At 57.1% G+C, this 25,013-nt stretch carries 22 protein-coding genes; 10 read left to right on the top strand and 12 right to left on the bottom strand.

Annotated elements, in window-relative coordinates:
* Positions 1 to 68: 68 nt before the first annotated feature.
* Positions 69 to 1,436, bottom strand: a complete 1,368-nt coding sequence (locus VGM18_13020) for a 2-isopropylmalate synthase (GenBank protein ID HEY3973920.1) — start codon at positions 1,434 to 1,436, stop codon at positions 69 to 71.
* A gap of 211 nt (positions 1,437 to 1,647) precedes the next feature.
* Between VGM18_13020 and VGM18_13015 the strand changes: the two genes are divergently transcribed.
* Positions 1,648 to 2,565, top strand: a complete 918-nt coding sequence (locus tag VGM18_13015; GenBank protein HEY3973919.1) for a LysR family transcriptional regulator — start codon at positions 1,648 to 1,650, stop codon at positions 2,563 to 2,565.
* Between the two features lie 79 nt (positions 2,566 to 2,644).
* On the opposite strand, the gene VGM18_13010 is transcribed toward VGM18_13015, so the two are convergent.
* Positions 2,645 to 3,019: an STAS domain-containing protein gene (locus tag VGM18_13010; protein HEY3973918.1), complete on the bottom strand. Its 375-nt coding sequence runs from the start codon at positions 3,017 to 3,019 to the stop codon at positions 2,645 to 2,647.
* A 327-nt stretch (positions 3,020 to 3,346) separates the two neighbouring features.
* Here VGM18_13010 and VGM18_13005 point away from each other — a divergent pair, with 327 nt between their 5' ends.
* Together VGM18_13005 and VGM18_13000 are read left to right on the top strand one after the other, a co-directional pair.
* Positions 3,347 to 3,868, top strand: coding sequence for a hypothetical protein (locus VGM18_13005; protein ID HEY3973917.1), 522 nt, complete (start codon positions 3,347 to 3,349; stop codon positions 3,866 to 3,868).
* 116 nt (positions 3,869 to 3,984) lie between these two features.
* The gene (locus tag VGM18_13000) at positions 3,985 to 4,539 is read left to right on the top strand and encodes an outer membrane beta-barrel protein (GenBank protein HEY3973916.1); all 555 of its coding nucleotides are present in this window, start codon (positions 3,985 to 3,987) and stop codon (positions 4,537 to 4,539) included.
* A gap of 128 nt (positions 4,540 to 4,667) precedes the next feature.
* On the opposite strand, the gene VGM18_12995 is transcribed toward VGM18_13000, so the two are convergent.
* The 3 genes from VGM18_12995 to VGM18_12985 form a co-directional block, all read right to left on the bottom strand.
* Positions 4,668 to 5,384 (bottom strand): glycosyltransferase family 2 protein, encoded by a 717-nt coding sequence (locus VGM18_12995; protein HEY3973915.1) that lies wholly within the window; start codon positions 5,382 to 5,384, stop codon positions 4,668 to 4,670.
* Positions 5,281 to 6,132, bottom strand: a complete 852-nt coding sequence (locus VGM18_12990; GenBank protein ID HEY3973914.1) for a UDP-2,3-diacylglucosamine diphosphatase — start codon at positions 6,130 to 6,132, stop codon at positions 5,281 to 5,283. Before VGM18_12990 ends, VGM18_12995 begins: the two co-directional genes overlap by 104 nt.
* A gap of 106 nt (positions 6,133 to 6,238) precedes the next feature.
* On the bottom strand, positions 6,239 to 7,117 hold the full coding sequence (locus tag VGM18_12985) for a hypothetical protein (GenBank protein HEY3973913.1): 879 nt from the start codon (positions 7,115 to 7,117) through the stop codon (positions 6,239 to 6,241).
* Positions 7,118 to 7,211: 94 nt separating this feature from the next.
* Between VGM18_12985 and VGM18_12980 the strand changes: the two genes are divergently transcribed.
* Positions 7,212 to 8,003: a DUF5677 domain-containing protein gene (locus VGM18_12980; GenBank protein ID HEY3973912.1), complete on the top strand. Its 792-nt coding sequence runs from the start codon at positions 7,212 to 7,214 to the stop codon at positions 8,001 to 8,003.
* Positions 8,004 to 8,048: 45 nt separating this feature from the next.
* Here VGM18_12980 and glgC read toward each other — a convergent pair whose 3' ends face one another.
* Positions 8,049 to 9,299 carry a glucose-1-phosphate adenylyltransferase gene (glgC, locus tag VGM18_12975; GenBank protein HEY3973911.1) on the bottom strand — a complete coding sequence of 417 codons (1,251 nt, stop codon included), beginning with the start codon at positions 9,297 to 9,299 and terminating at the stop codon, positions 8,049 to 8,051.
* Between the two features lie 388 nt (positions 9,300 to 9,687).
* Positions 9,688 to 10,671, bottom strand: coding sequence for an HD domain-containing phosphohydrolase (locus VGM18_12970; GenBank protein ID HEY3973910.1), 984 nt, complete (start codon positions 10,669 to 10,671; stop codon positions 9,688 to 9,690).
* Between the two features lie 322 nt (positions 10,672 to 10,993).
* On the opposite strand from VGM18_12970, the gene VGM18_12965 reads away from it, so the two are divergent.
* Positions 10,994 to 11,716 carry a hypothetical protein gene (locus tag VGM18_12965; GenBank protein ID HEY3973909.1) on the top strand — a complete coding sequence of 241 codons (723 nt, stop codon included), beginning with the start codon at positions 10,994 to 10,996 and terminating at the stop codon, positions 11,714 to 11,716.
* A 207-nt stretch (positions 11,717 to 11,923) separates the two neighbouring features.
* Here VGM18_12965 and VGM18_12960 read toward each other — a convergent pair whose 3' ends face one another.
* Both VGM18_12960 and VGM18_12955 read right to left on the bottom strand, forming a co-directional pair.
* On the bottom strand, positions 11,924 to 12,871 hold the full coding sequence (locus tag VGM18_12960) for an EamA family transporter (GenBank protein HEY3973908.1): 948 nt from the start codon (positions 12,869 to 12,871) through the stop codon (positions 11,924 to 11,926).
* Positions 12,872 to 13,209: 338 nt separating this feature from the next.
* Positions 13,210 to 16,173, bottom strand: a complete 2,964-nt coding sequence (locus tag VGM18_12955) for a protein kinase (GenBank protein ID HEY3973907.1) — start codon at positions 16,171 to 16,173, stop codon at positions 13,210 to 13,212.
* Between the two features lie 506 nt (positions 16,174 to 16,679).
* On the opposite strand from VGM18_12955, the gene VGM18_12950 reads away from it, so the two are divergent.
* From VGM18_12950 to VGM18_12930, 5 genes are all read left to right on the top strand, one after another.
* Complete coding sequence (locus VGM18_12950; protein HEY3973906.1) at positions 16,680 to 18,089, top strand: acetyl ornithine aminotransferase family protein; 1,410 nt, start codon at positions 16,680 to 16,682, stop codon at positions 18,087 to 18,089.
* 924 nt (positions 18,090 to 19,013) lie between these two features.
* Positions 19,014 to 19,751 (top strand): hypothetical protein, encoded by a 738-nt coding sequence (locus tag VGM18_12945; GenBank protein ID HEY3973905.1) that lies wholly within the window; start codon positions 19,014 to 19,016, stop codon positions 19,749 to 19,751.
* 256 nt (positions 19,752 to 20,007) lie between these two features.
* Positions 20,008 to 20,472 (top strand): YraN family protein, encoded by a 465-nt coding sequence (locus VGM18_12940; GenBank protein ID HEY3973904.1) that lies wholly within the window; start codon positions 20,008 to 20,010, stop codon positions 20,470 to 20,472.
* A gap of 226 nt (positions 20,473 to 20,698) precedes the next feature.
* The gene (galT, locus tag VGM18_12935; protein HEY3973903.1) at positions 20,699 to 21,739 is read left to right on the top strand and encodes a galactose-1-phosphate uridylyltransferase; all 1,041 of its coding nucleotides are present in this window, start codon (positions 20,699 to 20,701) and stop codon (positions 21,737 to 21,739) included.
* A gap of 231 nt (positions 21,740 to 21,970) precedes the next feature.
* Positions 21,971 to 23,758 carry a glycoside hydrolase family 2 TIM barrel-domain containing protein gene (locus tag VGM18_12930; protein ID HEY3973902.1) on the top strand — a complete coding sequence of 596 codons (1,788 nt, stop codon included), beginning with the start codon at positions 21,971 to 21,973 and terminating at the stop codon, positions 23,756 to 23,758.
* Between the two features lie 81 nt (positions 23,759 to 23,839).
* On the opposite strand, the gene VGM18_12925 is transcribed toward VGM18_12930, so the two are convergent.
* The 3 genes from VGM18_12925 to VGM18_12915 form a co-directional block, all read right to left on the bottom strand.
* Complete coding sequence (locus VGM18_12925) at positions 23,840 to 24,142, bottom strand: hypothetical protein (GenBank protein ID HEY3973901.1); 303 nt, start codon at positions 24,140 to 24,142, stop codon at positions 23,840 to 23,842.
* A 54-nt stretch (positions 24,143 to 24,196) separates the two neighbouring features.
* Complete coding sequence (gene iscX / locus VGM18_12920; protein HEY3973900.1) at positions 24,197 to 24,418, bottom strand: Fe-S cluster assembly protein IscX; 222 nt, start codon at positions 24,416 to 24,418, stop codon at positions 24,197 to 24,199.
* 109 nt (positions 24,419 to 24,527) lie between these two features.
* A complete protein-coding gene (locus VGM18_12915; GenBank protein ID HEY3973899.1) occupies positions 24,528 to 24,944 on the bottom strand; it encodes a 2Fe-2S iron-sulfur cluster-binding protein in 417 nt (138 codons plus the stop codon).
* Positions 24,945 to 25,013: the final 69 nt, after the last annotated feature.

Below are 25,013 nucleotides of genomic sequence, written 5' to 3'. Positions count from 1 at the left end.
AAGAGACAGCTCGCGCTTTCGGATCTTTAAATTACTCAATTACAAAATTACCCAATTACCTCAATTCACTAGACGCCCCAGAGATAGTCTTCCTGCTGGGTTTGTTCGTGATGAGGATCGTTGTGAACCGGGAGGGGAACGGCGAAAGCATTCGTCTGCGGGACTACCGGGAACGGCTTGGCTGGTTCCGCTATGGGCTCCGGTGCGGAGGCGCTGACGACTGCCGGTTTCGTTGCGATGATCGGCTCGATGAGCGGCGTCGCCGAGCCTGTGGGCTTGTGCGTGTCGCGGATCAATTCGAGCAGGTGGTGGTCTTCTACTTTCTTGATCTTGTCGGCGAGGCGAACGAAGCGGCGGTAAATGTCGTCGAGAGCGCGCCGATCGAACTGATAGCCGAGTTGCTCGCAGCGCAGGCTGAGAGCGTGGCGGCCGGAGTGCTTGCCCAGCACGAGTTTGGAATCGGGCACGCCGACCGATTGCGGAGTCATGATTTCGTAGGTCAGCGGATTTTTCAGCATGCCGTCCTGGTGAATGCCGGCTTCGTGGGCGAAGGCGTTGCGGCCGGTGATGGCTTTGTTGGGCTGCACCGGGACGCCCGTAATTTCGCTCAACATCTGGCTGGCGGGAAAAATCTGGTCGCCGACCACGCCGGTTTCGTAGGCGAAGCGGTCGGGGCGGACCCGCATGGCCATCACAATCTCTTCTAAAGACGCGTTGCCGGCGCGCTCGCCGATGCCGTTGATGGTGCACTCAACCTGCCGCGCTCCGGCGTCTACCGCGGCCAGCGCGTTGGCGACGGCCATGCCGAGATCGTTGTGGCAGTGCGCGGAGATAGTGACATTTTCGATTCCCTTCACTTGCCGCCGGATCTGTGTAATCAGATCTCCGAATTCGGACGGCACGGTGTAGCCGACGGTATCGGGAATGTTCAGCGTGGTGGCGCCGGCTTCGACGACGGCTTCGAGGACGCGGCAAAGAAAATCCGGGTCGGTGCGAGTCGCGTCTTCAGGCGAGAACTCGACGTCGTCGCAGAGCGATTTGGCGAAGCGAATCGCTTCGCGGGCCTGATTGACACATTCATCGCGCGTGATACGCAGCTTGTATTGCAGATGAATGTCTGAGGTGGCGAGAAATACGTGGATGCGGGGATGGGCAGCGTGCTTCAAAGCGTCCCAGGCGCGCTCAATGTCCAGGCGGCAGGCGCGGGCGAGCCCGGCGATGACAGGACGGCGCACGACCGCGGCGATCGCCTTCACCGATTCGAAGTCTCCATCGGAGGCAATGGGGAAGCCGGCTTCGATCACATCGACGCCCAGGCGATCGAGCTGATGAGCCAGCCGCAGCTTTTCCTGCTGGTTCATGCTGCAGCCGGGGGACTGCTCTCCGTCGCGGAGGGTGGTATCGAAAATGATGATGCGAGCGCGTTCTGCTGTCATGCTCTCCTCAACAAAGCGAACGGCAAATCACCACGGGGGCACTGAGGTACGCGAACGAACAACCGACCTGCCCTCCAGGTTGCCTTTGACCCTCTATGGTATGGGCAAAGGCCCCAGAAGGAAAACTTATAATTCTTCAGCAATCATTAGTTATTATTGTATAGTAAGCATTGCTAATAGAATCTGGAGAATCGATTAAGGAGCTTTGGGGATGGAGCTTTCCCAACTCGAAGTGTTTCTCGCCGTCGCCCGGGAGCACCGATTCTCGCGGGCGGCGGAAAAACTGTATCGCACGCAGTCGGCGGTGAGCCAGACCATCCGCAAGCTGGAGGATGAACTGGGAGAGGCTTTGTTTGACCGCTCGTCGCGCGAGGGCATATTGACGGACGCAGGCAAGGTTCTATTCGAGTATGCGGAGAAGCTGATTAATCTGCGAAGCGAGGCCGCGGAGTCGCTGACCGAGCTGCGGGAGTTGCAGAAAGGCAAGCTCGTAATCGCAGCCAACGAGTTTACGGTCCTATATTTGTTGCCCCTGCTGGCGGAGTTCCGCAGGCTGCATCCCATGATCAAGATCACGGTGGAACGCGCCCTGGGAAGTCATATTCCGGACGATGTTTTACGCTACAGCGCGGAATTTGGCGTGCTTTCTTATGAGCCGCAGGAAGCGAGCTTGTATTCGGTGGTTGTCTACCTGGACGAACTGGTGTTTGTGGTGCCGCCGAAGCATCCGCTGGCCACGACGGCGCGGGTGAGCATACGGCAGTTGGGGGCGGAGTCGTTCGTGGCGCACATTGTTTCGTCGCCGTATCGAGAGAAAGTGCTTCAGCTGTTTACGACGCATAAGACGCCGCTGCACATGGATCTGGAACTGCCGACGCTGCAAGCAATCAAACAATTCGTGGCCATGGGGCAGGGCGTGGCATTGGTGCCGGAGATCAGCGTGGAGAACGAACTGGCGCGAGGGGAATTGGTGGCAATCCCGGTTAAGGAGTTGCAAATCAAACGCAAGCTGCGGTTGATTTATAGGAAGGACGCGAATTTGTCGCACGCGGCGCGGGCATTTTTGAAAGTGGCAGAGGCGGTGGCATTAGAGCGCAAGGGGCGATACCGGTTTCAGCGCGAGAATTAGCCTCGGTCACGCGAGCGCCCAAAAAACGACGAAGGAGCAAAGCGAACTTTGCTCCTTCCAGAACAATCTTGCGCCAGCGTTAACAGTCGACCCAGGCTTGCTGCTGTGGCTCGTCCTGGAACGATCCGAGGGCCGCGTCTACCGAGGGATGAATTTCCAGAACGGAATCGAGATTCGTGAGTTCAAGCAACGCGCTCACGAGTGGCGTGGGGGCGGCGCACTTCAGGCTTACGGACACGCGCTGCGCCCAGGTTTGCAGCAGGGCAAGTTCGCCAATGCCGGCGCTGTCGATGGAACTGACGCCACTGAGGTCGAGTACGAGCGTGCGAGTCTGTTGCAGCGCTTCGCCGACAACGGTCGACAGAGCGGCGGCTTCTTCGCGATACACGATACGGCCTTGGCAATGCACGATGATGACATTGCCGTGATTACGAGTTTCGAGACTGAGTTTCAACTTCAACTCCTTGTGATTTCCAAGCCGGCCAAGATCGCCGGCGGCTGCCCTATTTGCCAATTCGTGTCCATTGGTTGCATGCTAGTAGATAGACGCTCGTGAGTTGGCTTTGGCACCATGAAAATCTGGTAAATTTTCGTTGATCAATTTTCACGGGTGCTTATTGTCGATCGCTTTCGTCAATCCTGCGAATCCCAAGGCCCGATTCCAGGCGGGACAAATTTTGTAAACTGGGACATCTTGGGCGTCCGGTACACTGCATCTAACGGATTTCGTTGAGCACAATAGACTTTTTTGCCGGCACCGAGCGCCGGGGAGGAATGATTCGTGTCCAAGTCTGCCGCCACAGTGCTGGCGTTTGTGGTTTTGATGTTGTTCTCGATCCCGATGACCGCACAATTTAACGGACTTCTTCCCAACGGAAACGTGTACGCCGGAATCTCCTACGCGCAACTCACCGACGTCGTCAATAAGCAGAGTTATCGAGGCTTCAACGGAAGTTTTGAGGCGCTTCCGTTTACGCGCTTTCCGCGGGTCGGACTCGTGGCTGACGGCAGCGGGTTTTTTCGCACGGGGCTGAAGCAATACAATATAGTGGCGGGCCCACGGCTGTCGGCCAACTATGGAAAATGGCGGCCGTTCGTGGACGCGATGGCGGGAATTCGACACGTCGATTCGTATAATTTCGTATATAACCCGCTCGTGCTCGATTTCGGTGGCGGCGCCGACTATAAGCTTCCCTTCAAGAATTTTTCCTGGCGCCTGCAAGGCGATTACATGCATACCCATTACGCCAGCGCCAGTCAGAACGATTACCGGGCGTCTACGGGAATTGTCTGGCGCTTCTGAGCCGCCTTCCTTCCAAATGCTCTTCGAAATAAGCGCGAAACCGGATCTTGCCCCAGCGCATCCAAGAACTTTCGAAGTCTGTTTGGGTTAACAGACGCTGAAAGAGGAGGAAGGTCATGCGCAAGGCGATAATCATCGCATTTATGTTGGCGGGATTTGCCAGTCTGGCGGCAGCCCAGGTTCCCACTTCGGGGAACGTCTATTTGGGATACGCATTTTATAATACCGATTTGTCTTCGATTGATCGAGCGAACACCAACGGATGGGAAGCATCATTGGAGGGAAAAGTATTTCCGCACATCGGGATCGTCGTTGACTACAACGAGAATTACGGCTCGCAGAATTTTCCAGTTAATTTGTGCCCCGGGGGTATCTGTCCCGCAACCTTTAATGCCAACTTTACTGAACGGAACATCTTATTCGGACCGCGGGTGTCGGCGCGAGTGGGCAAGATTCGTCCATTCGCAGAAGTGCTGGTGGGACTGGGACATGTGAATGCGAACGCGGCAGGCTCGGACACGTCGTTTGCCACTGCGATCGGGGGAGGCGTCGATTACAGCCTGATTCGTCTGGTGTCATGGCGTCTTCAGGGAGACTATGTGGCAACGCGCTTCTTCGGGACCACGCAAAACAATGTGCGCATCTCGACGGGGATTGCGGTGCATTTCTGATTGTACTTTCTCACCACGAAACAAAAGCGGGTTCCAGGATCGAAGCAAAAACAGGATTCAGCTGGTTGGCTGAATCCTGTTACTTGTCGCCACGGAGAAACATCGCGCAGCAAAACGTCGAAAACTAACTACGCGCGAGGAGAGCTATCGGCTTCTGTCGCCCAATATTTGTGATCGCGCAGAAAGTAGTCCTCATTCCAGAAATTCATGACGGTCCACAGGAACAACCACCCGACCTGCAAGTGCCCCATCTTTTTTAAGCGGCGATTGGTGGTGTAGACGCCGCCACGTACGATGGCGAAATGCTTGCGCTCGACTTGCTGGCTCAGGCGGTAGTCTTCCGCGAACAGAATCTGCTCATTGAATCCGCCCAGCTCCCAGAACTTCTTACGGTCGAAGAACATGAACATACCAGTCGCAAAGGGACGGTGCAGGTACGAGAGGTACTGAAAAAAATCGTTGACCGTATAGAAGGCCTTGTCGAGCCAGCTGCAATCTTTGCACAAAATGTTCGTGGTCACGCACTGCAACTGCTGGCTCTGCGCGCGTTCCACGCAGCGGCGCACCAGCGACGGGTCGGCTAGCTCAACGTCCGCGTCCAGAAAGAGCACGTAGGGAGTGTCGGCTTGCGCGGCTCCCTGGTTGCGTCCGACCGAGGGCATGCCGCCGCGGATGACGCTGACGTTGAGGCGGTCGCGGAAACTCATGACGATCTCGGGGGTACCGTCGGTCGAGTTAGCGTCAGCCACTAACACCCTCGTACTCGACATCTTCGTATAGTCCTGAGTCGTCAGCGAGGTCAGCAAACGCGGGATCAGCTTCGCCTCGTTCTTCGCCGGAATCACGATCGTCAAGTCGTTCGGATTCATGCTGGTTGGATTCGTGTTCGTTGTACTCATCTTCGTTGTAGACATGGATTTCGACCCCCGTTTCGTCGATGGTCAGATAAGTAAGCCGCGAATCGACCCACCCGCCGGAGTTGTAGTAGTCGACTCCGTCTTTTTGCAGATGGATCGCTTCGTGGGTGTGGCCGCAGAAAATGCGATCTGTGCCATGTTGCCGCGCATAGCTGAGCGCGCCGGAGGCCACTTTCGGCGACATCCGCAACCAGCGCGTGTTCAGACGGTCGATCATGCGCACGATCGGTTTGCTCTTGAAATCGAGCTTCTGCAGTTGCAGATAAAGTGATGTGCCCCACTGGCTGAGGCGGACGCGGTTCACCTGAAAGCCATCGAACTGATGGCCGTGGATGGCAATGTGCCGCTGGCCGCGGTATTCCCAGCTGTAATCCTGATAGACGCGAACCCCGACCAGATGCGACATGATGTTGGCCAGGCCGTGATCGTGATTGCCCTCCACCCACACGACTTCGATGTTGCGCTTGGGGTTCGAGAGCTTGCGGATATAGCCGAGAAATTTCCAGTGGTCTTTGGTGAGACGGGCAAAATTGAGGTCGGCAAAAATGTCGCCCAGCAGAATCAGGCGCTGGAAGCGGTTTTGCTTGAGCACCCGGGTAGCTTCACGGGCATGACTGGTCTCTGCACCCAGGTGCAGGTCGGAGAGGATCAGCGTGTTGTACACGTGCAGATCCATTCCCCCATTCTGACAGTGGAATGTTACGGGGGGATTAATGGTGCATCAATATTGGTGCATGGTAACTACAGAAGTAACCCTAGAGGACTTACCCCACCATGTGAACTTATATCCCCGGCCAACTCTCTGATGAGAAATACTCGAATATCGCGTGAGCGACAACAAGCCCGAATCGAGCGTCCTGTTGAGAAATGGGAACCGGAGTCTGAGGTGTCGGTATCGGCTCGTGAGGGCCGAGTTGGAGGAAGTCTCGAAAGGCAGTGAATGAGCCCAGCAGCCTGCTTCGGACATCCGTGTGAGTGTGGGTCAATAGCTTTTCCCAAGTCTCTCTACTTGGGCCTTTTTGCGAGTACGCCTCTGCCACTGCATCAAAGGCAGAACGCAACTGGGACAGCACATGTGGGTAGTCGCCGGCTCGGTAAAGTTCTTCAGCCTTGTCCAATCTCGCACGAGCCGTCACCATCTCTTTTCGGCTCTCACCTGGAAATTTGATTTCGAGTAATCTCAAGTCAGACAAACCCCACGCATTCAACCCGGTCTCAATCCAATGCGAGTAGGGAATCGAGACGTGAAGGCTAACTTCCTCCCACCGTTCGAATTCATTCATTTGTTTCAGCGAGACCAATCCGGAGAGCACGATTCTCAAGGACAAATTGCTTCCACTGCGAATGTCCTCAATGTGCTTTATCTGGGTTAGTGTCAGTGGCACAAGCAGATTGAGAGGGCGATCAGACGCATTCGGCATCGAATCTTCCGATAGAGGTGGATGCTCGGCGGTTGCCACGGGATGGTGTTCATTTCCGACGTAAATCTTAACGCTCATTCTCAGGAGCGTGCATGTCGATGGGCCGAATGGTGAGAGCTGAAACTTCAGCGGCAGGATGAGTTGTGGATTTGCCGGGCTGCCGGTGCCAATGATGTCGGTCGCTTCCAGTCGAACTCGTCCGACTGGATTGCCCCTCACGGTGAATGATGCTTGGCTCATCTGGCACCTTGCGGTTACGTGGAAAGACTAGCATACAAACTGTGGCGAATCAAAGGCGAAGAGTGTACTCTATTGGAAATGGACGAGGTGAAAAATGAACACACCACCGATGACGGCGATTCAGGTTGGGTACCCCGACTTCTGGCCAGTTGTGTTGGAAAAGCACAAGAGTTTTTTCTTCGTGACACGAAATCTAGGACCGACTATTGACGATCTCTTCTCAGTGGCTCACTCAGAACCGATTCATAAGGTTTGTCGCCATCTAGCGAAAATGGTTGCGAATTCAGTCGGGGCGGTGCTTCTTTTAGCAATGAACGGATACGGAATCGATGCGATAAAGGTCGCACGCACGATGTTCGAGGCGGCTGTGACAGTCGCCTATCTCAAAAAGCATCCTGATGAGTTCGATGATTATTTCGACTTCCACTTTATCGTTGGAATGAAGAGACATCGGTACATCGAGAAGCACGCTCCCGCCCACATGAAGAACGTGACACCAGAAGTCATCGAATCTATCAAACGGGGATACGCACGCGTCTCGCCGAGATTCATGGCTAACGGCAAAGTGCGCGGTCGTTGGAGCAAGAGACATCTCTCACAATTGTGCTCGGACCTCGGTCTTGAGGAGTATTACCTTTCCTTTTACGAACTGGCTTCCAACATCACTCATGCGAATATCAGTGGCGTGATGTCGCAGGCGGACCCGCAGCCTGGAGTATTAGATGTAGACCTCGCTCCGTCAGAGCAGTTCGTCGACATGGCGCTCTCCACAGCTCACTGCATGTTCGTACTGGCCATCGCGCAATACGTCGCTCTTGCTCGTCCTGAAAAGCAATCGGTTGTGGACCAGATTGAGAGTGACTTTGTGCAAGCATGGAAGGGATAACCCATTGAGAAGGTGGCGTTAAGCACCCTGCGTCGCCGTGGGCAGTTATTCGCTGGTGAAGTAATCGACCGTCACCGGATTCTCGAAGAGGGAATAATCGCGGGTGACCACGGTGATGCCGCTCTCGGTAACGAAGTAGCGTTGGCGGTCGGCCTCGGCGTCGTAGCCGATAGTGGTGCCTTCGGGAATGTGGACGTCGCGGTCGAGGATGGCTTTGCGGATTCGGCAGCGCCGGCCCACGCTGACGTGGGAAAACAGGATGCAATCGTCGACTTCGGAGTAGGAATTAACGCGCACGTCGGGCGAGAGGATGGAATTTTTCACGCTGCCGCCGGAGACGATGCATCCATTGGAGACGATGGAATCGAGCGCGGTGCCGGTGCGTCCGATTTCGGCGAAAACGAATTTCGCGGGAGGATACTGCCGCTGGTGTGTGCGGATCGGCCACTCTTCGTCGTAGAGGTTGAAGATGGGCGAGACCGAGACGATGTCCATGTTGGCTTCGTAATAGGCCTCGAGCGTGCCCACATCGCGCCAGTAGAGCGCTTCTTTCTTGTTTTCGTCGACGAAGTCGTAGGCGAAGACGCGGTAGTCGTCGACCATTTTCGGGAGAATATCTTTGCCGAAGTCGTGGCTGGACTGATGATTTTCGGCGTCTTTGAGCAGCACCGGAATGAGCACGTCGGCGTTGAATAGATAGATGCCCATCGATCCTGCCACTTTTTCTGGATTCAGCGGCGAGCGCAGAGCCGTCGTCTTCGGCTTTTCCTCAAAGCCGTTGATGCGGCCGTCCTTGTCGACATCGACCACCCCGAAGCGATAGGTCTCCTCCAGATCGATCTGGATGGTGGCAAGGGTGATATCGGCAGCCGAATCCTGATGCTGCTTCATCATCTTTCCGTAGTCCATCTTGTAGATATGGTCGCCGGAAAGAATCATGACGTGCTTGGGTTGCTCGGAGCCGATGGAATAAATATTCTGGTAAACGGCGTCGGCGGTGCCCTGATACCACTGGTCGCTGACGCGCTTCATCGGAGGCAGCACCTCGACAAACTCGCCGACCTCGCGGCCCAGGATGTTCCAGCCCTCGCGAATGTGGCGGTTGAGGGAGAGAGCCTTGTATTGCGTAAGAATGTAGACGCGGCGGAGGTCGGAGTTCAGGCAGTTCGAGAGAGTGATGTCGATGATGCGGTAGATGCCGCCAAAGGTGACCGCCGGCTTAGCCCGGTCGCGAGTCAGAGGATACAATCGTTCCCCGGCGCCGCCTGCCAAAAGAACCCCGAGAGTATCTTTCATTCCGGCCCCTCAGATTCCGTTCCGGCGGTGCAGCCACCGGAATCTTACCTTCCAGACGGTAGATGCAAAAACAGTAGATGGTAGCACAAGGGATAAGGTTGCGGACGGTCTGCGCCGCGGCGTTTATAATCCGCACGATCAACCTTAAATCTATTTCCAATGGCAACACTAACGCCGGGCGCCAGATTCGCGACGGTTTGTTTGAGAGCCCGCCCGTGAGCAGATCGAGACCGGTCGAAATCTAATAATTGCGTCGTGGTGGGCGGCGGAATCAGCGGAGTGGCGCGCCAGTTCCCGCCCAGATGCGGGAAGGGTTGAAGAGTTGATGCGGGAAGGGTTAAAGAGTTATTGAAGTATCAATCGCGATGGTGGCCGGCAGGCGCCGCCCCTACGCCACTTGCCGCTTCTGCTCCAACATCGAGAAATACTCCGCCACCAACTCCTCGTCCCAAAGTCCCCGCGCCGCTTCCTCGCGCATGGTTTGGGACGCCAGTTCATGAGTCAGCGCCGGCTTGTAAGAACGCGCCGTGCGCAGCGCGTCATACACATCTACCACTTGCAACACCCGCGGCAACACGGGAATCTCCGAACCGACGAGCCCGTCCGGATAACCCGATCCATCCGTATGCTCATGATGGTTCCGGATAATCGGCAGCACCGGCCGCAGCGAATGCAGCGGCTTGCAGATATTCTCGCCGGTAATGGGATGCAGTTTCATGATCAGCCATTCCGCCGGCGTGAGGTCGCTGCCTTTTTTCAGAATTTCATCCGGCACTGCAATCTTCCCCAGGTCATGCAAATACCCGCCGCGCTTCAATGCCAGGATGGAATCTTCATCCATCCCAAGATGCCGGCCCAAATCCGCTGCGTGCACCGACAGCCGCTCACAATGCCCCTCGGTATAGGGGTCGCGGCCCTCCACGATCAACCCCAGCGTGCACAACACGGAGTCCGCGGTCTCCAGTTCGTCAGTAAATTCTTTCACCCGCAGCAGGGACTTCACCCGCGCCACGAGTTCTTCCGCCAGCACCGGCTTGTTCAGAAAATCGTCCGCGCCGGCTTCAATGCCGCGCACCTTATCACTGCTGTCGCTCAGTCCGGTAATCAGCACAAAAGGAATCAGCCGGGTCGCCGGATTTTCTTTCAAGCTGCGGCAAAGATCGTAACCCGACCTCCCCGGCATCATCACATCCGAGAGAATCAGGTCCGGCAGTTGCCGCCCCACCTCGAGCTCCGCCTGGTCGGCATTCGACGCGGTAGTCACGTCGTATCCACGCATCCCGAGTAACTGGCTCATCAGCCCGGCAATGCTCGGCTGATCGTCGACTACCAGAATTCGCGGCGCACGTCGTCTTGGTAAAAGATCGCCCATCTAAAGATTGCCCCTACTGATAAGAAGCGCTTCCCCCGGTCGAAGTTGTCCGCCCTTCCCGTCGCGAAAGCGTGCAGAGTCAGGCGAGATAATAAACCAAAAAACCGCCTGCGGATTTTCTGATTCTACCCCGATCTCGCAAATTTCGCCGCGGGCTTAAGCCAGCTCGTTGAACACTAACACCCTTTCTGGTACTCGGCTATTCCCACTTTGGCACAAGCGCCGCACGTGCGGTGACGAGAAACCTTGCGTTCGCCTCTCCTGTATGCCTACTCTCGCGTTATGCGACTAAGGCGAATCAATGGGAATGAATAAAGTGCGAATGGATAGATCTCAGTTTCAGCGAATATCGACCGGCCTCGCTCGCTGGATAATCTGGAGCTTGCTGGCGGCATGTGCTGCGCAAGCGGCGACGAAAATCCACGTCATCGCCTTCGGCAAGTGGACCTCCGTGCAGTGGTTTTCGGGATCCTCCTCAAACGACAAGCCCCTTACCATCAAGATCCGCGCCTTGCTCGTCGATGGCCGCGCCAAAGAATTCGTCCTCGGCTCGCCCCACGACGTGACTGACCGCCTGTTCGTAGTGCGCCGCGCCTTTCGCGTGAACGACAGCCTCCCCGACGATTCCGCGCCCCATTGGCAATGGCAGCGCGGAGGCTGGCTGCTCATCGATCGCTCCACCGGCCGCATCTCTCCCATCAATCTTCCGGAGTTCGATGTCTACCACTCCGCCGCCAGTTGGTACCGCGACTACGTCGCCTATTGCGGCGTGGACGACGATAGCAAGAAAACCTACGCCATCGTAGCCCAACTCAGCCGCCGCAAGCCGGTTCTAAAGAAGCTGCTCTCCGAGAACTCCCGCACCAACGACCCGACACCCGAAGATGCCCCACCCGACTCCTCCTGCCCCAGTCCTACCTGGCAACGAGCGCCCGCGAGAGTCAGCTTCGAGCCCGCCGGCGTCGCCAAGCAAACCTTCGCCATCCGAGGACACGTAGTGGATTTGGTGAACGATGCCGAGGAGGAAGAAGAAGGATCGAAGTAGCGGGCGTCAGGCGTCGGACCTTGGACCACAAGCGACGCGGTTGTTACCCTGAGCGGAGCCGTTCTTCAGCCTGAGCGCAGTCGAAGGGGAAGGATCTCCTGCTTAACGGTCGCGGCGCGAAAGCCGAGTTGCATCATCAGCCATCGTCACCGACTCTTCGGTGGATGCATAGTTCTCAGGTGGACACCCAAACGCCCGACGCCCGCTCTATCCCGCCGCTTCCACCGCCGGCAGCTCCTCCCCCACACTCTTCGCCTTCACCTTCGCGCTCGTAACGAGAATCACCGACAGCACCACGATCGCGCTTCCCCCCAGAATGAAGCGATCCACGCGTTCATGCAGAATCAGCCACCCCAGAAACACCGCCACTACCGGATTCACATACGCATACGTTGAAACCTTCGACGTAGGCACATGCTCCAGCAGCCAGATGTAGGCCGTGTACCCAATCCACGACCCGCACACCACCAGATAAAACGTGGCGCTCAGACTCCGCGGAGTCCAGCGCACCCGTGCAAGGTCGCCTGCGAATAACGCAAAAATAAAATTCCCCGCTCCCGCCGCCGTAACTTGCCACCCCGTCGCGCTGAATACGTCCATCCCCGACTGCCAGCGCTTCGACAGCACCGACCCGAGCGCCCAAGTGAATGATCCGGCAATCAGGCTGATCGACGCCCACAATTCCCGCCGCCCCATCGTCCCCGATTGCAACTGCGGCCACACCAGCACAAACAATCCCAATATTCCCAGCGCGAGCCCCGCTTTGCCGCGATTTGAAATGTGATGGTCGCCCAGCAGCAACGAGTCCAGCACCAGAAACCACAGCGGCGTAATGGCGACAATCAACGCCGCCAGTCCCGACGACACCACCAGCTCTGCATAAGAGAGCGTAAGATTCCCGCCCATCAACAGCAGCAATCCCACTATCGCCGCCAGCGCAATCTGTTTGGGCGAATAAAAAATCCGCCGCCCCGTCGCCGCGCACACCGCGAGCATCACCACGCCCGCAATCGAAAACCGCACCGCGCACATCAGCGCCGGAGGAATCGTCTGCACCGCAATGTCGATCGCAAGGTAAGTCGAGCCCCAGAACAGATACACGAGTCCAAAGGCAAGAATCACCATCCACCGGCGTGGGCGCTGAGCAGAATTCATTGTCGTGAGAAATGGAGGAAGTTAAAAGATATCAGACGAGCGGGTAGATGTTCTGGATTCAGAACTCCGAGACCCAGCACGAACCATGTAGGGACAGCCGCTTCGGCTGTCCAAGCCAGGAGCGAAGCCCGGCGCCAACGTAGCGCCGGCATCCTGCCGGCTGTCCCGAGGGCGTCTCGCCCTCGGCGTCGGAAAGCCACAGAGTGTCGAGGCATCTCCCAGACGCGCCGGAGTAACTCCAGCTTTCAGCGCGGCGGGCGGAACGCCCGCCGGACAGCCGCCGGGACGGCGGCGCTACTCAACTCGTCTAAGCGTGGATGTCTGCAGAGACCGCAAGCCTACTTCAACTTCTCATACTCCGCCTTCGCCGCCACCAGCACCGGCACATCCGCGTCAGCATCTTTCCATGCCGCAAAGAAATCCTGATACGCGGTCCGTGCCTTGGCCGTGTCGCCCTGAAGAGCGTAAGCGCGCCCCAGATTCAGCCGCGACAACGGATACTCCGGGTCATTGGCTCCGACCCCCCGATGATCAAGAATATGCTGAAACTCGGCCGCGGCTTTTACCCCATCCTTCAGCTTCAGATATGCAATCCCACGTAAGTACGCTGGCCCGTCCCCAACTCCGTTTGGTCCGATCCCGAATTCATACGGTCGCGTCGACTCCAGCACTGAGATCGCATCGGCAGGCTGATTCTTTTGCAGAAACTGCTCTGCCTGCACCATGGGCCCCAACTCTAATTTCAGAAACCGGTTGTCGGGATACTCGTGGACCACTTCGGCCAGAAGCGAAGCGGACTTGGTCACATCCCCTGCCGCGGCCAGAGCGCCCGCCGCAAACATCCGCACGTCGCGAGCCTGCGAAAGTTCCAGCGCCTGCTCCGCTTTGCGTTTCGCATCCGCCGGATATCCCACCAATGCCTCGTTGTACGCCTCAATGTTGAATAATGTGGCGGCAAAATCTTTGTCTCCGCTAGCCAGCATCTCCGCGCGGGCTTGTTGCCAGGTCTGGCGCGATGCCTTTACCTTTCCCAGAACGCACTGCCCATTTGCTTCCCAGAACAACGTAAACGACTCGTTGGGGGTGCCTCGAGTCGATTCAATTTCATGGTTGTAACCGGCCCAATCTCCTCGAATAGCGGCCAGGTTCATTGCCACTATAAGTGTGCCGAAACTATCCAGTTTCTGTGACGAGGCCTGATCGACAATGCTTTTCGCTTCGTCAAACCGATTCAGCCCGAGGTAGGCAGAGGCCAGATTCGCATAGGCGTAGCGATCTTTAGGATCAATTTGCACACTTTGGCTCGCCATATCCCTCGCCTTATCGTACTGCCCTATGGTGCTATAAATTAACGCCGCATTATCGTAGGCGACCGTGTCGCGGGGATAGGTTTGTTTCCACTCCGCGTAGGTAACCAAAGTCTTGTCAAAGTCCAACAGCACCGTGTCGTAGTAGTGTGCTTGAATGTAAAACTTCTCGCGCTCGCTGGCGCGCTCGCGCAATTCGTTAGCCTTCGTGAGTGCGGCGATGGCATCGGTAATCCGGCCGAGGTTGTTGGAAGTGACTCCCAAGGTAGCCCAGGCCATGGCAAAATTCGGATCCAGTTCCACCGCCCGCTTCAGGTGTGGAACAGCGCCCTCCTCGTTGACTTTTTGATGTTCGGCCTGGCCGAGACTGAAGGCCTGCAACGCCTCCAACGACGAAGTCGTCGCCTGCTCCAGCGGCTTGGTGAATTGCTGTACCGAAGCCAGCGACTCGCCCATCTTCTGCCGCAGATTCGACGCAGCTTTGTCGAGCGCCTTCAAAACTTCTTCCTTGCTGTCGGCCTCCGCCTGCTCGCGCGCCAGCGCGTCTCCGGTTTGACCGTTCACAACCGCCAGATCGATGACGAAGTGATTGCCAAGGCTGGCAATGGACCCGGTCAGCATCGCCTTAATCCCCTGCCGCTGGCAGATTTCGCGCGCAACATCGTTGGTAAGGCGTTCATCCGGAGCACGCCCCATCAGCCGCAACGCCGCGCGAATCCTGGATTCCGGAACGATGTTGAGATATGGCGACTGCTCCAGTTGCACCGCCAGCGCTTGCTTCAGCGTGCCATCAAAAACGGAATCGCCAGTAGTATTGACGAAGTCGGCGAGCAGCACGGAGTCTTTCTCAGTAAGCTTCGCCGATTGCCGCGACCGGAAAAACAATACGCCACCGATCAGCAAAGCGACCAGCAGGGCCAATACGCCAATCAACAGCTTCGAAGACTTCTTCGGCGCGCCGGCCGCTCTCAGCTCCGCCGAAGATGCAACCGCCTGCTGCGAAGAAGCCGAAGCCGGAACTGGACGCACATTCACTGACGACGAACCGCTCGCCGCAGCCTGCGCATGCGCTTCCTGCGCCACCGCCACCGACCCCGAACTGTGCGCCACCGCGCGTCCGCTATCCGTATCGCGCTTCAACCGCTGCAAATCGGCGCGAATGTCCGCCGCGCTCTGGTACCTCAGATTGCGATCCTTCTCCAGCGCCTTATTGATGATGTCTTCCAAGTGCTGTGGCAAATCCGGATTCAACCGCACGGGCGAAACCGGCGCGCGGTCGAGAATCGCCTGAAAAATCAGCGCCGAAGTCTCGCCGCGAAAGGGCAACGTTCCAGTCGCCATTTCGTAAAGCACCACGCCAAAAGAGAACAAATCTGTGCGTGCGTCAAGTTCCTTTCCCTTCGCTTGCTCCGGAGACATATACGCGACCGTCCCGAGCGTGGAACCGGGACTAGTCAAATGCTCGTCGACCACCACGCTGGTTGGCGCAGTAACGTCCGGTACCGCGGCCGAATCGCCCGGCCCCGCCTTCACTTTGGCCAATCCAAAGTCGAGAATCTTTGCGTGCCCGCGCTTGGTAACAAAAATATTTGCCGGCTTGATATCGCGATGAACAATCCCACCCGCGTGCGCCGCATCCAGGGCGTCGGCAATCTCAATCCCCAGCGAAAGAATCGTCTCCAACTCCATCGCCCGGTTGCCGATCACGTGCTTCAACGTCGCGCCGTCCAGAAACTCCATGACGAGAAACGTGCGCCCATCTTCTTCGCCAATGTCATAAATGGTGCAGATGTTGGGATGATTCAGCGCCGACGCCGCCTTGGCCTCGCGCCGAAACCGCTCCAGCGCCTGCCGATCCTGCGCCAGATCGTCGGGAAGAAACTTGAGCGCCACGAAACGCCCGAGTCGCGTGTCCTCGGCCTTATAGACCACACCCATCCCGCCGCCGCCCAGCTTCTCGACAATCCGGTAATGCGAAATGTTCTGTTCGAGCAAGGAGGCCTTCCGATGCGGTCGAGCTATGTGGTCGAGCCATGCTAAGACCTGTGCCGTGGGAAGTCAAAAATGGCAGCTGCGAAAGATTAAAGATTCATGTGGGGACAGCCGACCTCGGCTGTCCGGTCGAGCGAAGCTAGACTGCTCTCACCACGCGGGACAGCCGAGGGCGGCTCTCCCCACATAACTCACGTCGATTCGTTACCAAAGGGGTTACGCCGCACATTCCTACGAGCTATAATCAATCAGTGATGTCGACGTCCGCCGATGCTGCGCAGAAACTCCAATCCGCACCTGCCTCATGCCCAGTCCGCCGAATGCTGGTTGCACTGTCTGGTGTGTCCGCGCCGTTATCGTGCGAATCTTCCCTCGCGCCTCCGTCCCAGCCTCTTCGGTAGCGACTAATTTCCCAATCCTCCTATTCCTACCCGGTTGGCGAATTCTGCACGCACGCGTGCATGACTCGGCCAACGACCAACGACGAACGACCGTCCCCGGAGGATTCCATGACCACAAAAACCATGACGGCAACAAAGCCCGCAACATCGCCCGCCGCCAACCGCGCAACTGTCGGGCCAAAGATCAAGACCGCCCTGCCCGGCCCCAACGCCCAGCGCGTGCTCGCCGGCGACCAGCAATATATTTCGCCGTCCTACACCCGCTCGTACCCACTCGTCGCCAAGTCCGGACGCGGCATCGTCGTCACCGACGTCGACAGCAACGAGTTCTTCGACTTCTCAGCCGGCATCGCGGTGACCTCCACCGGCCATTGCCATCCGGACGTTGTCGCCGCCATTCAGAAACAGGCCGCCGAACTCATCCACATGTCGGGCACGGATTTCTATTACGAGAGCATGGTCACACTCGCCGCGCGCCTCTCGAAGATCGCGCCCATGCCCGGCCCGCATCGCATTTATTACGGCAACTCCGGCGCCGAAGCCATCGAGTGCGCGCTCAAGCTGGCCCGCTACCACACCAAGCGCCAGAACGTGATCGCTTTCTTCGGCGCGTTTCACGGACGCACCATGGGCGCGCTCTCCTTGACCGCCTCCAAGCCGCAGCAGAAGCGCCGTTTCAGCCCCCTCGTCCCCGGCGTGACGCACATTCGCTATCCAGACGTCTACCGCAGCGACGCTTATCGAAGTGGAAGCTCGCAATCCCCCGACGACTTCGCGCTAAGCTGCGCGCGCTTCATCGAAGAAAAGCTTTTCAAGACGATTCTCGCTCCCGAAGAGGTCGCCGCCATCTTCGTCGAGCCCGTCCAGGGCGAAGGCGGATACGTCGTCGCTCCCACCATCTTCATGCAGGAACTGCGCCGCATCTGCGACCGCCACGGCATCCTGCTGGTGGTCGACGAAGTGCAAAGCGGCATCGGACGCACCGGCAAATGGTTCGCCGTCGAGCACACCGGCGTCGAGCCCGACATGGTCTGCATCGCCAAAGGCATCGCCTCCGGCATGCCGCTCGGCATCACCATGACCCGAGCCGAACTCATGGACTGGGTCCCCGGCTCGCACGCCTCCACCTTCGGCGGCAATCCCATCTGCATTGCCGCGGCCATGGCGACTCTGGATGTAATCGAAAAAGAGAACCTGCTCGCCAACTCCACCGAAGTCGGCAATCACATGCTGAAACGCATGGCGGACTGGCCAACGAAACTCAAGCTGGTCGGCGACGTTCGCGGCCGCGGCCTGATGATCGGCGTCGACATCGTGAAAGACAAAGTCACGAAAGAATACGCCGCCGTCGAACGCGACCGCATCGTCGAGCAGGCCTTCGAACACGGAGTCCTCTTCCTGGGCTGCGGCCCCAGCACAGTAAGAATCTGCCCCGCGCTGGTCGTGACCAAAGAAGAGGCAGACGTTGCGGTCGACGTGCTCGAAGAGTGCATCAGGAAAGTAGACCGAAGCACGTAGGCAAATTCCTTGATGAAGTCCAAACGGGCGGGCCATTGGTCCTGCCCGTTTTTCTTGCTTGTCATTCCGACCGGAGCGAGGAATCTGCTTTTTCTCTTGCTCTTGTTCGTGTGTTTTATTTGTGTGGGGACGGACGCATTCGTCCGTCCGGGCCGAGCAACGCTCGGCTGGTTCTCGTCGGCGCCCCCTCGGACGCTCAACTTTAATACCCCTCCCCCTCCCCCCTCCTTGCCCGCGATCTATTGGAATCATCGCTTTGGCGTGAAACTCAGAAAAGATCCTAGAGCTGGAATAACTTAGGGGCAAAATATTCCATCGAAAGGACTTGGGGTATTTTGTTCTCAAAGAGCGAAGGATTATGCACATTAGATGCGCGGAGGAGTGGGATTATCGCGCGGCACCGGGAAAAAAACTTGAGGCGTTTTCGGCTCGGAAACTAGATCCGAGGAATGTTCCGAGAAAATATTCGGGGGTACCCGGGTGCCCCATCTCTCGCGTCCTTTGCGAGACGTGGGGATTTTGATCTCCCATAGCCCACTCGTGCCCCGCGCCCCCACCCCAGTGCCCTTTGCATTCCCCCGACCCAAGGTGTACAAAGAACCCCGTCCGGGAGGGGGTCCCGCGGCTAACGCCGCAGGACCCTTTTCCTTTCGCTAATCACTTGGAGGGGCACAATGGCTAGGACCGCGAAAAAAGTAAGCCACATGAAGGCAGGGAAGGCCGAGGTCAAGATCCACTTTTACGGGAAGCGTTTGGAACTCACAATAGTTATTCCCCGCGAAATCGAGAAGCAACTTACCAAACGCCTCAACAGTAAGAAACGCTGGCCGCCTAAAGCTCGCGCAAGAAAAGGTTGACATCCGAAGGTTACGAGATGCCGACACACCATACGAGCACCTTCCCCTCTCAGAGGAGTAACACCTCTTGGCCATAAAATATCTGTTTTTGTACCTCAATCAACACGCAGAGGCGCTTGCGGTGGCTGTAACGCTGGTCGCTGCCGCAGCGACAATTCTAAGGAAGGTGCTACTAAGCTTTGTGGAGGCGCTGACAATCCAGAAGATGGCCCCAGCGTGGGGGGCGCTGCGGAAATCTGATGCAGGAGTGAAACGTTCAGGCGCCGCCGAAGGACGGGTTGACAAAGCATGGAAAACTCGAGATAGCGCGACCGAGTCCCACTCCGTCGCTCGTGGCCACGTGGTAATTCGACTGAACGATGCCAAAACTGCTATGGCACAAGAGGAGAGTTCAGCGAAGGTCTCTCGCATTCTGTCTGGCTCACTGACGTTCGCTCAGGTTGTAATCGGGGGGGTTCTGGCAAGCTCGTTTGTCCAGGAGGCCCTTCCGCCCAAGACGGTCGGGATTTTCGGCGTGCTCGTCTTAATCGCTTCGCTAGTAAAGCAGCAGTATCGACCTGATGTAGACGCCGAGCAAGCTCAGCAGAAATCCTCAAAATTACAGGCATTGATTCGCTCATCAGAAGACGAACTGGCGACGATCGACGCGCGCAGCGCAAAAGGCGAAGACCGCACAGACGCGCTGATCGACCTGAGAAATCAGATATCTCGCGGAATCACCCAAATCGAGAATCCCGAAGCTGTTGCATCGAAGCTCTTGGATGCCAATCGCGCAGAGAATCGGACGGTAGGAAGATCGTCATGAGCTCAGGTTTTCCACAGCCCTTATTTCATTCCTGTGACGAACGGCCTTTACTGAGAAATCTGAACGTGCCACCTTGGAACTATGCCCAACGGTTCCACGAGCCTCAACTGCAACCTCAGTCCGGGCGCGATAGACTGCACCCTCGCGCTCCGCGCAAAGCCAGCTAACCTTAATAGAACCAATATTTTAGCCAAAAACATTTTTAAAACTTTAGATATGAATATCCCGCCCTATCTTCATCTGATCCCACGCTGACATGCTCCCCACCGCCCTCACCCGTACCATCATCCACGGGCTCGATTGGCTGGCTGCCCGTGTGCTTCCTGCGGACCCGCGGCCGCGGCATCAGCGTACTGGGTCGCGCGGGGAGGAAGATGCTTACTTTCATCTTCGCAAGCTGGGCTATGCCATTGTGGCGCGGAACTTTCGTACGCCGCGGTGCCGGGGGGAGATCGATCTGATCGGGTGGGACCACGATGTTCTTTGCTTCATTGAAGTGAAGACGCGGACATTCCACGGGGATGTGGCGCTCGACGTGAAGCCTGCCGAGGCGGCCGTCGACCGGCACAAGCGGCGCGAGATCGCGCAGGTGGCGCGGGAATACCTGCGGCGCCAGCCACCTACGTGCCAGTGGAGATTCGACATCGTGAGCGTATACTACGCGGGTGTGAGCGGGCGTCCGCAGATCGAAGTGTTTCGCAATGCTTCGTTGTCGAGGTAATGGTGATTGCGAAATAGGAGCGGCGCCTTGGGCTCGCGCGACGAGCCGGTGGAGTCCGAGATCCTTCACTTCGCCTGAAAAACGGCTCCGTTCAGGATGACATCGCTGCTCTAAAAGTTGTCGAGGTAGCTCCGGAGGGCGTAAAATAACGATTTTGCCCGATCGAGTCTGGCTGAGCCTGTCGAGCCGGGCTTGTTGGACCGAAGCATGTTGAAAGGATTCTGTATTGCCTGAGCTGAGAAAAGATCCGATTGTGGGGCGTTGGGTGATTATCTCGACGGACCGGGCCAAGCGGCCGACGGACTTCGTCCGCGAGAATATGAAGATCAAGGGGGGATTTTGTCCCTTCTGCTACGGCAACGAGACGAAGACCCCGCCGGAGATTCAGGCGTATCGTCCGAACCCGAACGGCGGGCCGCCTCCGCAGCGCGACACGCCGGGATGGACGGTGCGCGTCGTGCCCAACAAATTTCCCGCGCTAGGCATTGAGGGCACGCTCAACCGCCAGGCCGAGGGCATGTTCGACCGCATGAATGGGATTGGGGCGCATGAAGTCATCATCGAGACGCCCGACCACTCGGCCAGCCTGGCGACTCTGCCTCCCAAACGAATTGAAGATGTGCTGTGGACGTTTCGCGACCGCATCCTCGATCTGAAAAAAGATCGGCGCTTCAAGTACATCCTGATCTTCAAAAATCACGGCGAGGCCGCGGGCGCGTCGCTCGAACATGCGCACTCGCAGCTGATTGCGCTGCCCATTCTGCCCATCAACGTGGTGCAGGAGCTCGAAGGAGCGAAGCAATATTTCTTGTATAAAGAACGCTGCGTATTCTGCGACATCATCCACCAGGAGATGGAGAGCGCGACGCGAGTTGTCGCCGAGAACGAAAATTTCCTGACGCTGGCGCCGTACGCCCCGCGCTTTCCCTTTGAAACCTGGATTCTGCCCAAGCAGCACGAGTCGGCGTTCGAGAACTCTTCGTCGCACATGTTTGAGAATCTGGCGCGATCACTGAAAGAGCTGCTGGGCCGCGCCGATCGCGTGCTGGACAATCCGCCGTACAACCTGGTGATTCACACTTCTCCGGCGCAGGATTCGCAAAACGATCATTATCACTGGCACATCGAGTTCATGCCGAAGCTGACCAAGACCGCGGGATTCGAGTGGGGCACCGGTTTTTATATCAATCCCACGCCGCCGGAAGAGGCTGCGAAGTTTCTGCGCGAGGCGAATGTGGAGGAACCGGCGCCGGTGACGGTGGGATAGCCGCGGGACTCGGGATCAGATCGGAAAGCGTCTGGATCAGAACGTCTGGATCAGAAAAAGAGAAAATCAGAAAAAGAGGGCACGGCTTGCGGGCCGTGCCCTTCGCAATTGGGCCGGAGAGAGAGAAGGTCTATGAGTTGGCACGGGCCTTCATGCAGGCAGCATAAGTGGAGTCGTCGGGCCGAATTGTCACGAACTTGTAAAATCTGGTTGCGGGTTCGAGGTGCTCTGATGCTGGTTATGATCAAACGCTGCTCGCTGTTGCTGCTGCTGGCGGGATCCGCTTATGCTGCGCCTGCTCCATCCACGCTGATCGCGAATGCGGCGAACCGCACGACTGTGAGCCTTGACGGGGCGTGGCACGCCATTGTGGACCCATTTGATAACGGCAAGTCGGGCCGATTTTTTCTCGATGCCAAGGCGAAGAGTAAGGGCGAACGTGTCGAATATAGTTTCGATCTGTCGCCCGTGCTCAACGTTCCTGGAGATTGGAACACGCAGCGCGACGACTTGATGTTTTACGAAGGGCCGGTGTGGTATCGGCGCGAGTTTCGTTATCACAAACGCGCGAATACGCGGGTATTTGTCTACTTCGGCGCCGTCGAAGATATGGCCAGCATTTATCTGAATGGAGAAAAGCTGGGCGATCATGAAGGTGGGTTCACGCCGTTCAACTTTGAGGCGACTTCGCTTCTGCACGATGGCGACAACGATCTCATTGTTGAGGTGAGCAATGTTCGGAGCGCCGATGCCGTGCCTGCGCTCAAGTTCGATTGGTGGAATTACGGCGGGATTACGCGCGATGTGATGCTGGTCGAAGTGCCGACGGAGTTTATTCAAGACTATTCCGTGCAACTGGCCAAAGGTTCGCAAAGCGAGATTGCGGGGTGGGTGCAGTTGAATGGCGCGTCGTCGCCGCAGAAAGTCACGGTAGAGATTTCGGAGGCGGGAGTTCGCGAGACTGTTACGACAGACGCATCAGGCCGCGCCGTATTTCATTTTGCCGCGAAGCTGGATTTGTGGTCTCCGAATCATCCCAAACTTTACGATGTGATCCTCACTGGCGGCGGCGACACGGTTCACGATCAGATCGGCTTTCGGACGATTGAGGTGCAGGGCGGCAATATTCTGCTGAATGGCAAGCCTATTTTCTTGCGCGGCATTTCGATGCATGAGGAGGCGCCGTTTCGCGAAGGGCGCGCCTTCAGTCCGGAAGATGCGCAGACTTTGCTGGGGTGGGTGAAAGATTTGGGATGCAACTTCGTGCGCTTCGCGCATTATCCGCACAGCGAGAATGAAATTCGGCTGGCCGATCGCATGGGGCTGATGGTGTGGTCGGAGATTCCGGTTTATTGGGATATTGACTGGACCAATCCCGCGACGCTGGCGAATGCGGAGACGCAACTGCGTGACATGATTGCGCGCGATCGTAATCGCGCGGCCGTGATCTTGTGGTCGATGTCGAATGAGACTCCGGTGAAGCCGGAGCGCACGACTTTTCTGAAACGGCTGGCGCAGGATGCGAGAGAACTCGATTCCACGCGGCTCATTACCTCGGCCTTGAACCGCACGGATAATGCCGGGTCGGTTCGAACTCTTAGCGATTCGTTTGGCGAGGCGCTGGATGTGCTCGGGTTGAACGAGTATTTAGGGTGGTACGATGGTCCGCTGGAAAATATCGACAAGACGCAATGGAAATTGAAATGGAACAAGCCGCTGATCGTCAGCGAATTTGGCGCGGGCGCGCCGTTTGGACGCCACGGCGACGCGGATGAAATCTGGACGGAGGAGTATCAGGAGAATTTGTTTCAGCATCAGCTTGCCATGGTGGAGCGCATGCCGAATATCGCGGGGCTAACGCCGTGGGTGCTGATGGATTTTCGAAGTCCCGCGCGCATGCTGCCCGGCGTGCAGGATTATCATAATCGCAAGGGACTGATTTCGAATCGTGGACAGCGCAAGCTCGCGTTCTATACGCTGCAAAAGTTCTATAAGAAACGGGCGGACGCGGGGAAATAGATGTAATCCTGATCGCCAGCGCAGAGACGAGTGTGCTGAGTGTAACGGCGATCGTTCGCCAACTAATGACTCGGTGCTCGCTTAACTTGTAGAGCGTGGCTCCCTTCGCATAGCTAGGAACGCTTCTGCCCTTTGGGCAATAGTGTTGCGCAGTTCAGGCGTGACCGATACTGACCAGTTAGGGTCAATGCCATCGATTCGCACGAAGGCGCGCAGTTCGGGAATCTGCAAGTGTGCCTGTCGCTGGAATATGCCGCAGATTTGCAGATAGCCTTCGTATGGGTCCACCGTGCGCTCCACGACTCGCTTCATCAGTTGCTCCGTAGCGGTCATCGTCTCTGCTTTTTGCTGCGCGAATCGTTTCTTGCGACTGTGTATCTGCATAGGTCGTCGACGTCTAGAGGCCAACTCAGACCCGTGCTGAAACTGTTGAGAGTCTCAGCCTTGGGTACGATCCTGCACTTCTTCGTTCCAGGCCATCTGAATTGCTTCCAGTTTGCCTTCGTTCGAGGCTTTGGGATCGCCCGCGAAATCTGGGAGTTCGGTGATGTAGCGGTGCAGGTCGGTGAAGCGGACGGACAGCGGATCGAGTTCGGGATGAGTTTCAGAGAGGGCAATGCCGATGTCCTGGGCGTCGTCCCATGTTAATTTCTTTGCCATGTAGTGACAAAGTTTCAAGGTTTCGGAGTTTCAAGGTTTCAAGATCGCTCGGCCGAATGGCTCTGCTGCCCTGAAACATTGCGACCTTCGAAAGTTTGAAACCTTCCTCCTAGTGGTGTTCTTCCGAAATATAGTTGCGATTCCACGCGGGAATCTCGACGACCACTTTGCCGGGCTTGGTAATCTGCGCCTGGCAGCCGAGACGCGAGTTTAACTGGAGATCGGCAGCCATGTCCAACCGGTCGGCCTCGTCGTCGTCCATGGGCGAAAGATTTTCGGCGCCTTCCTTGACCCAGACGTGGCAGGTGGTGCAGGCGCAATTGCCGCCGCAGGCGTGGTCGAGGGTGATGTTGTTGTTCAGCGCGACATCGAGGATCGACTGCTCTTTGCCGTGATATTCGTACGGCAGCTTGCCGTTTTCGAATTGCACGGTCTTGCCTTCGGGCAAGAATGTTACCGTGACTGTGTTTTCGCCGGGGGCGTCTTCGGTGGCGACGCCGGCTGCGTGCGTTTTTTCTTCTGCCATACTTGCTACTCCTCAATAACCTTCTAGAAAACTTTCTAGCTTCGCTGATCTTCCAGCGGCTCGGGCGAG

It is taken from the genome of Candidatus Sulfotelmatobacter sp., assembly GCA_036500765.1.
Lineage (GTDB): Bacteria > Acidobacteriota > Terriglobia > Terriglobales > Acidobacteriaceae > Sulfotelmatobacter.
This window is presented reverse-complemented; position numbering and strand designations above follow the sequence as displayed.

Excerpts from the sequence above, each read along its gene's own strand:
- glgC (HEY3973911.1), bottom strand. The coding sequence starts at position 9,299 with ATGAAAGATACTCTCGGGGTTCTTTTGGCAGGCGGCGCCGGGGAACGA.
- VGM18_12980 (HEY3973912.1), top strand. The coding sequence starts at position 7,212 with ATGAACACACCACCGATGACGGCGATTCAGGTTGGGTACCCCGACTTC.
- VGM18_12990 (HEY3973914.1), bottom strand. The coding sequence starts at position 6,132 with ATGGATCTGCACGTGTACAACACGCTGATCCTCTCCGACCTGCACCTG.
- VGM18_12915 (HEY3973899.1), bottom strand. The coding sequence starts at position 24,944 with ATGGCAGAAGAAAAAACGCACGCAGCCGGCGTCGCCACCGAAGACGCC.
- VGM18_12965 (HEY3973909.1), top strand. The coding sequence starts at position 10,994 with ATGGATAGATCTCAGTTTCAGCGAATATCGACCGGCCTCGCTCGCTGG.
- VGM18_13000 (HEY3973916.1), top strand. The coding sequence starts at position 3,985 with ATGCGCAAGGCGATAATCATCGCATTTATGTTGGCGGGATTTGCCAGT.
- iscX (HEY3973900.1), bottom strand. The coding sequence starts at position 24,418 with ATGGCAAAGAAATTAACATGGGACGACGCCCAGGACATCGGCATTGCC.
- VGM18_12940 (HEY3973904.1), top strand. The coding sequence starts at position 20,008 with ATGCTCCCCACCGCCCTCACCCGTACCATCATCCACGGGCTCGATTGG.
- VGM18_12930 (HEY3973902.1), top strand. The coding sequence starts at position 21,971 with ATGCTGGTTATGATCAAACGCTGCTCGCTGTTGCTGCTGCTGGCGGGA.
- VGM18_12950 (HEY3973906.1), top strand. The coding sequence starts at position 16,680 with ATGACCACAAAAACCATGACGGCAACAAAGCCCGCAACATCGCCCGCC.
- VGM18_12960 (HEY3973908.1), bottom strand. The coding sequence starts at position 12,871 with ATGAATTCTGCTCAGCGCCCACGCCGGTGGATGGTGATTCTTGCCTTT.
- VGM18_12970 (HEY3973910.1), bottom strand. The coding sequence starts at position 10,671 with ATGGGCGATCTTTTACCAAGACGACGTGCGCCGCGAATTCTGGTAGTC.
- VGM18_13015 (HEY3973919.1), top strand. The coding sequence starts at position 1,648 with ATGGAGCTTTCCCAACTCGAAGTGTTTCTCGCCGTCGCCCGGGAGCAC.
- VGM18_12985 (HEY3973913.1), bottom strand. The coding sequence starts at position 7,117 with ATGAGCCAAGCATCATTCACCGTGAGGGGCAATCCAGTCGGACGAGTT.
- VGM18_12925 (HEY3973901.1), bottom strand. The coding sequence starts at position 24,142 with ATGCAGATACACAGTCGCAAGAAACGATTCGCGCAGCAAAAAGCAGAG.
- VGM18_13020 (HEY3973920.1), bottom strand. The coding sequence starts at position 1,436 with ATGACAGCAGAACGCGCTCGCATCATCATTTTCGATACCACCCTCCGC.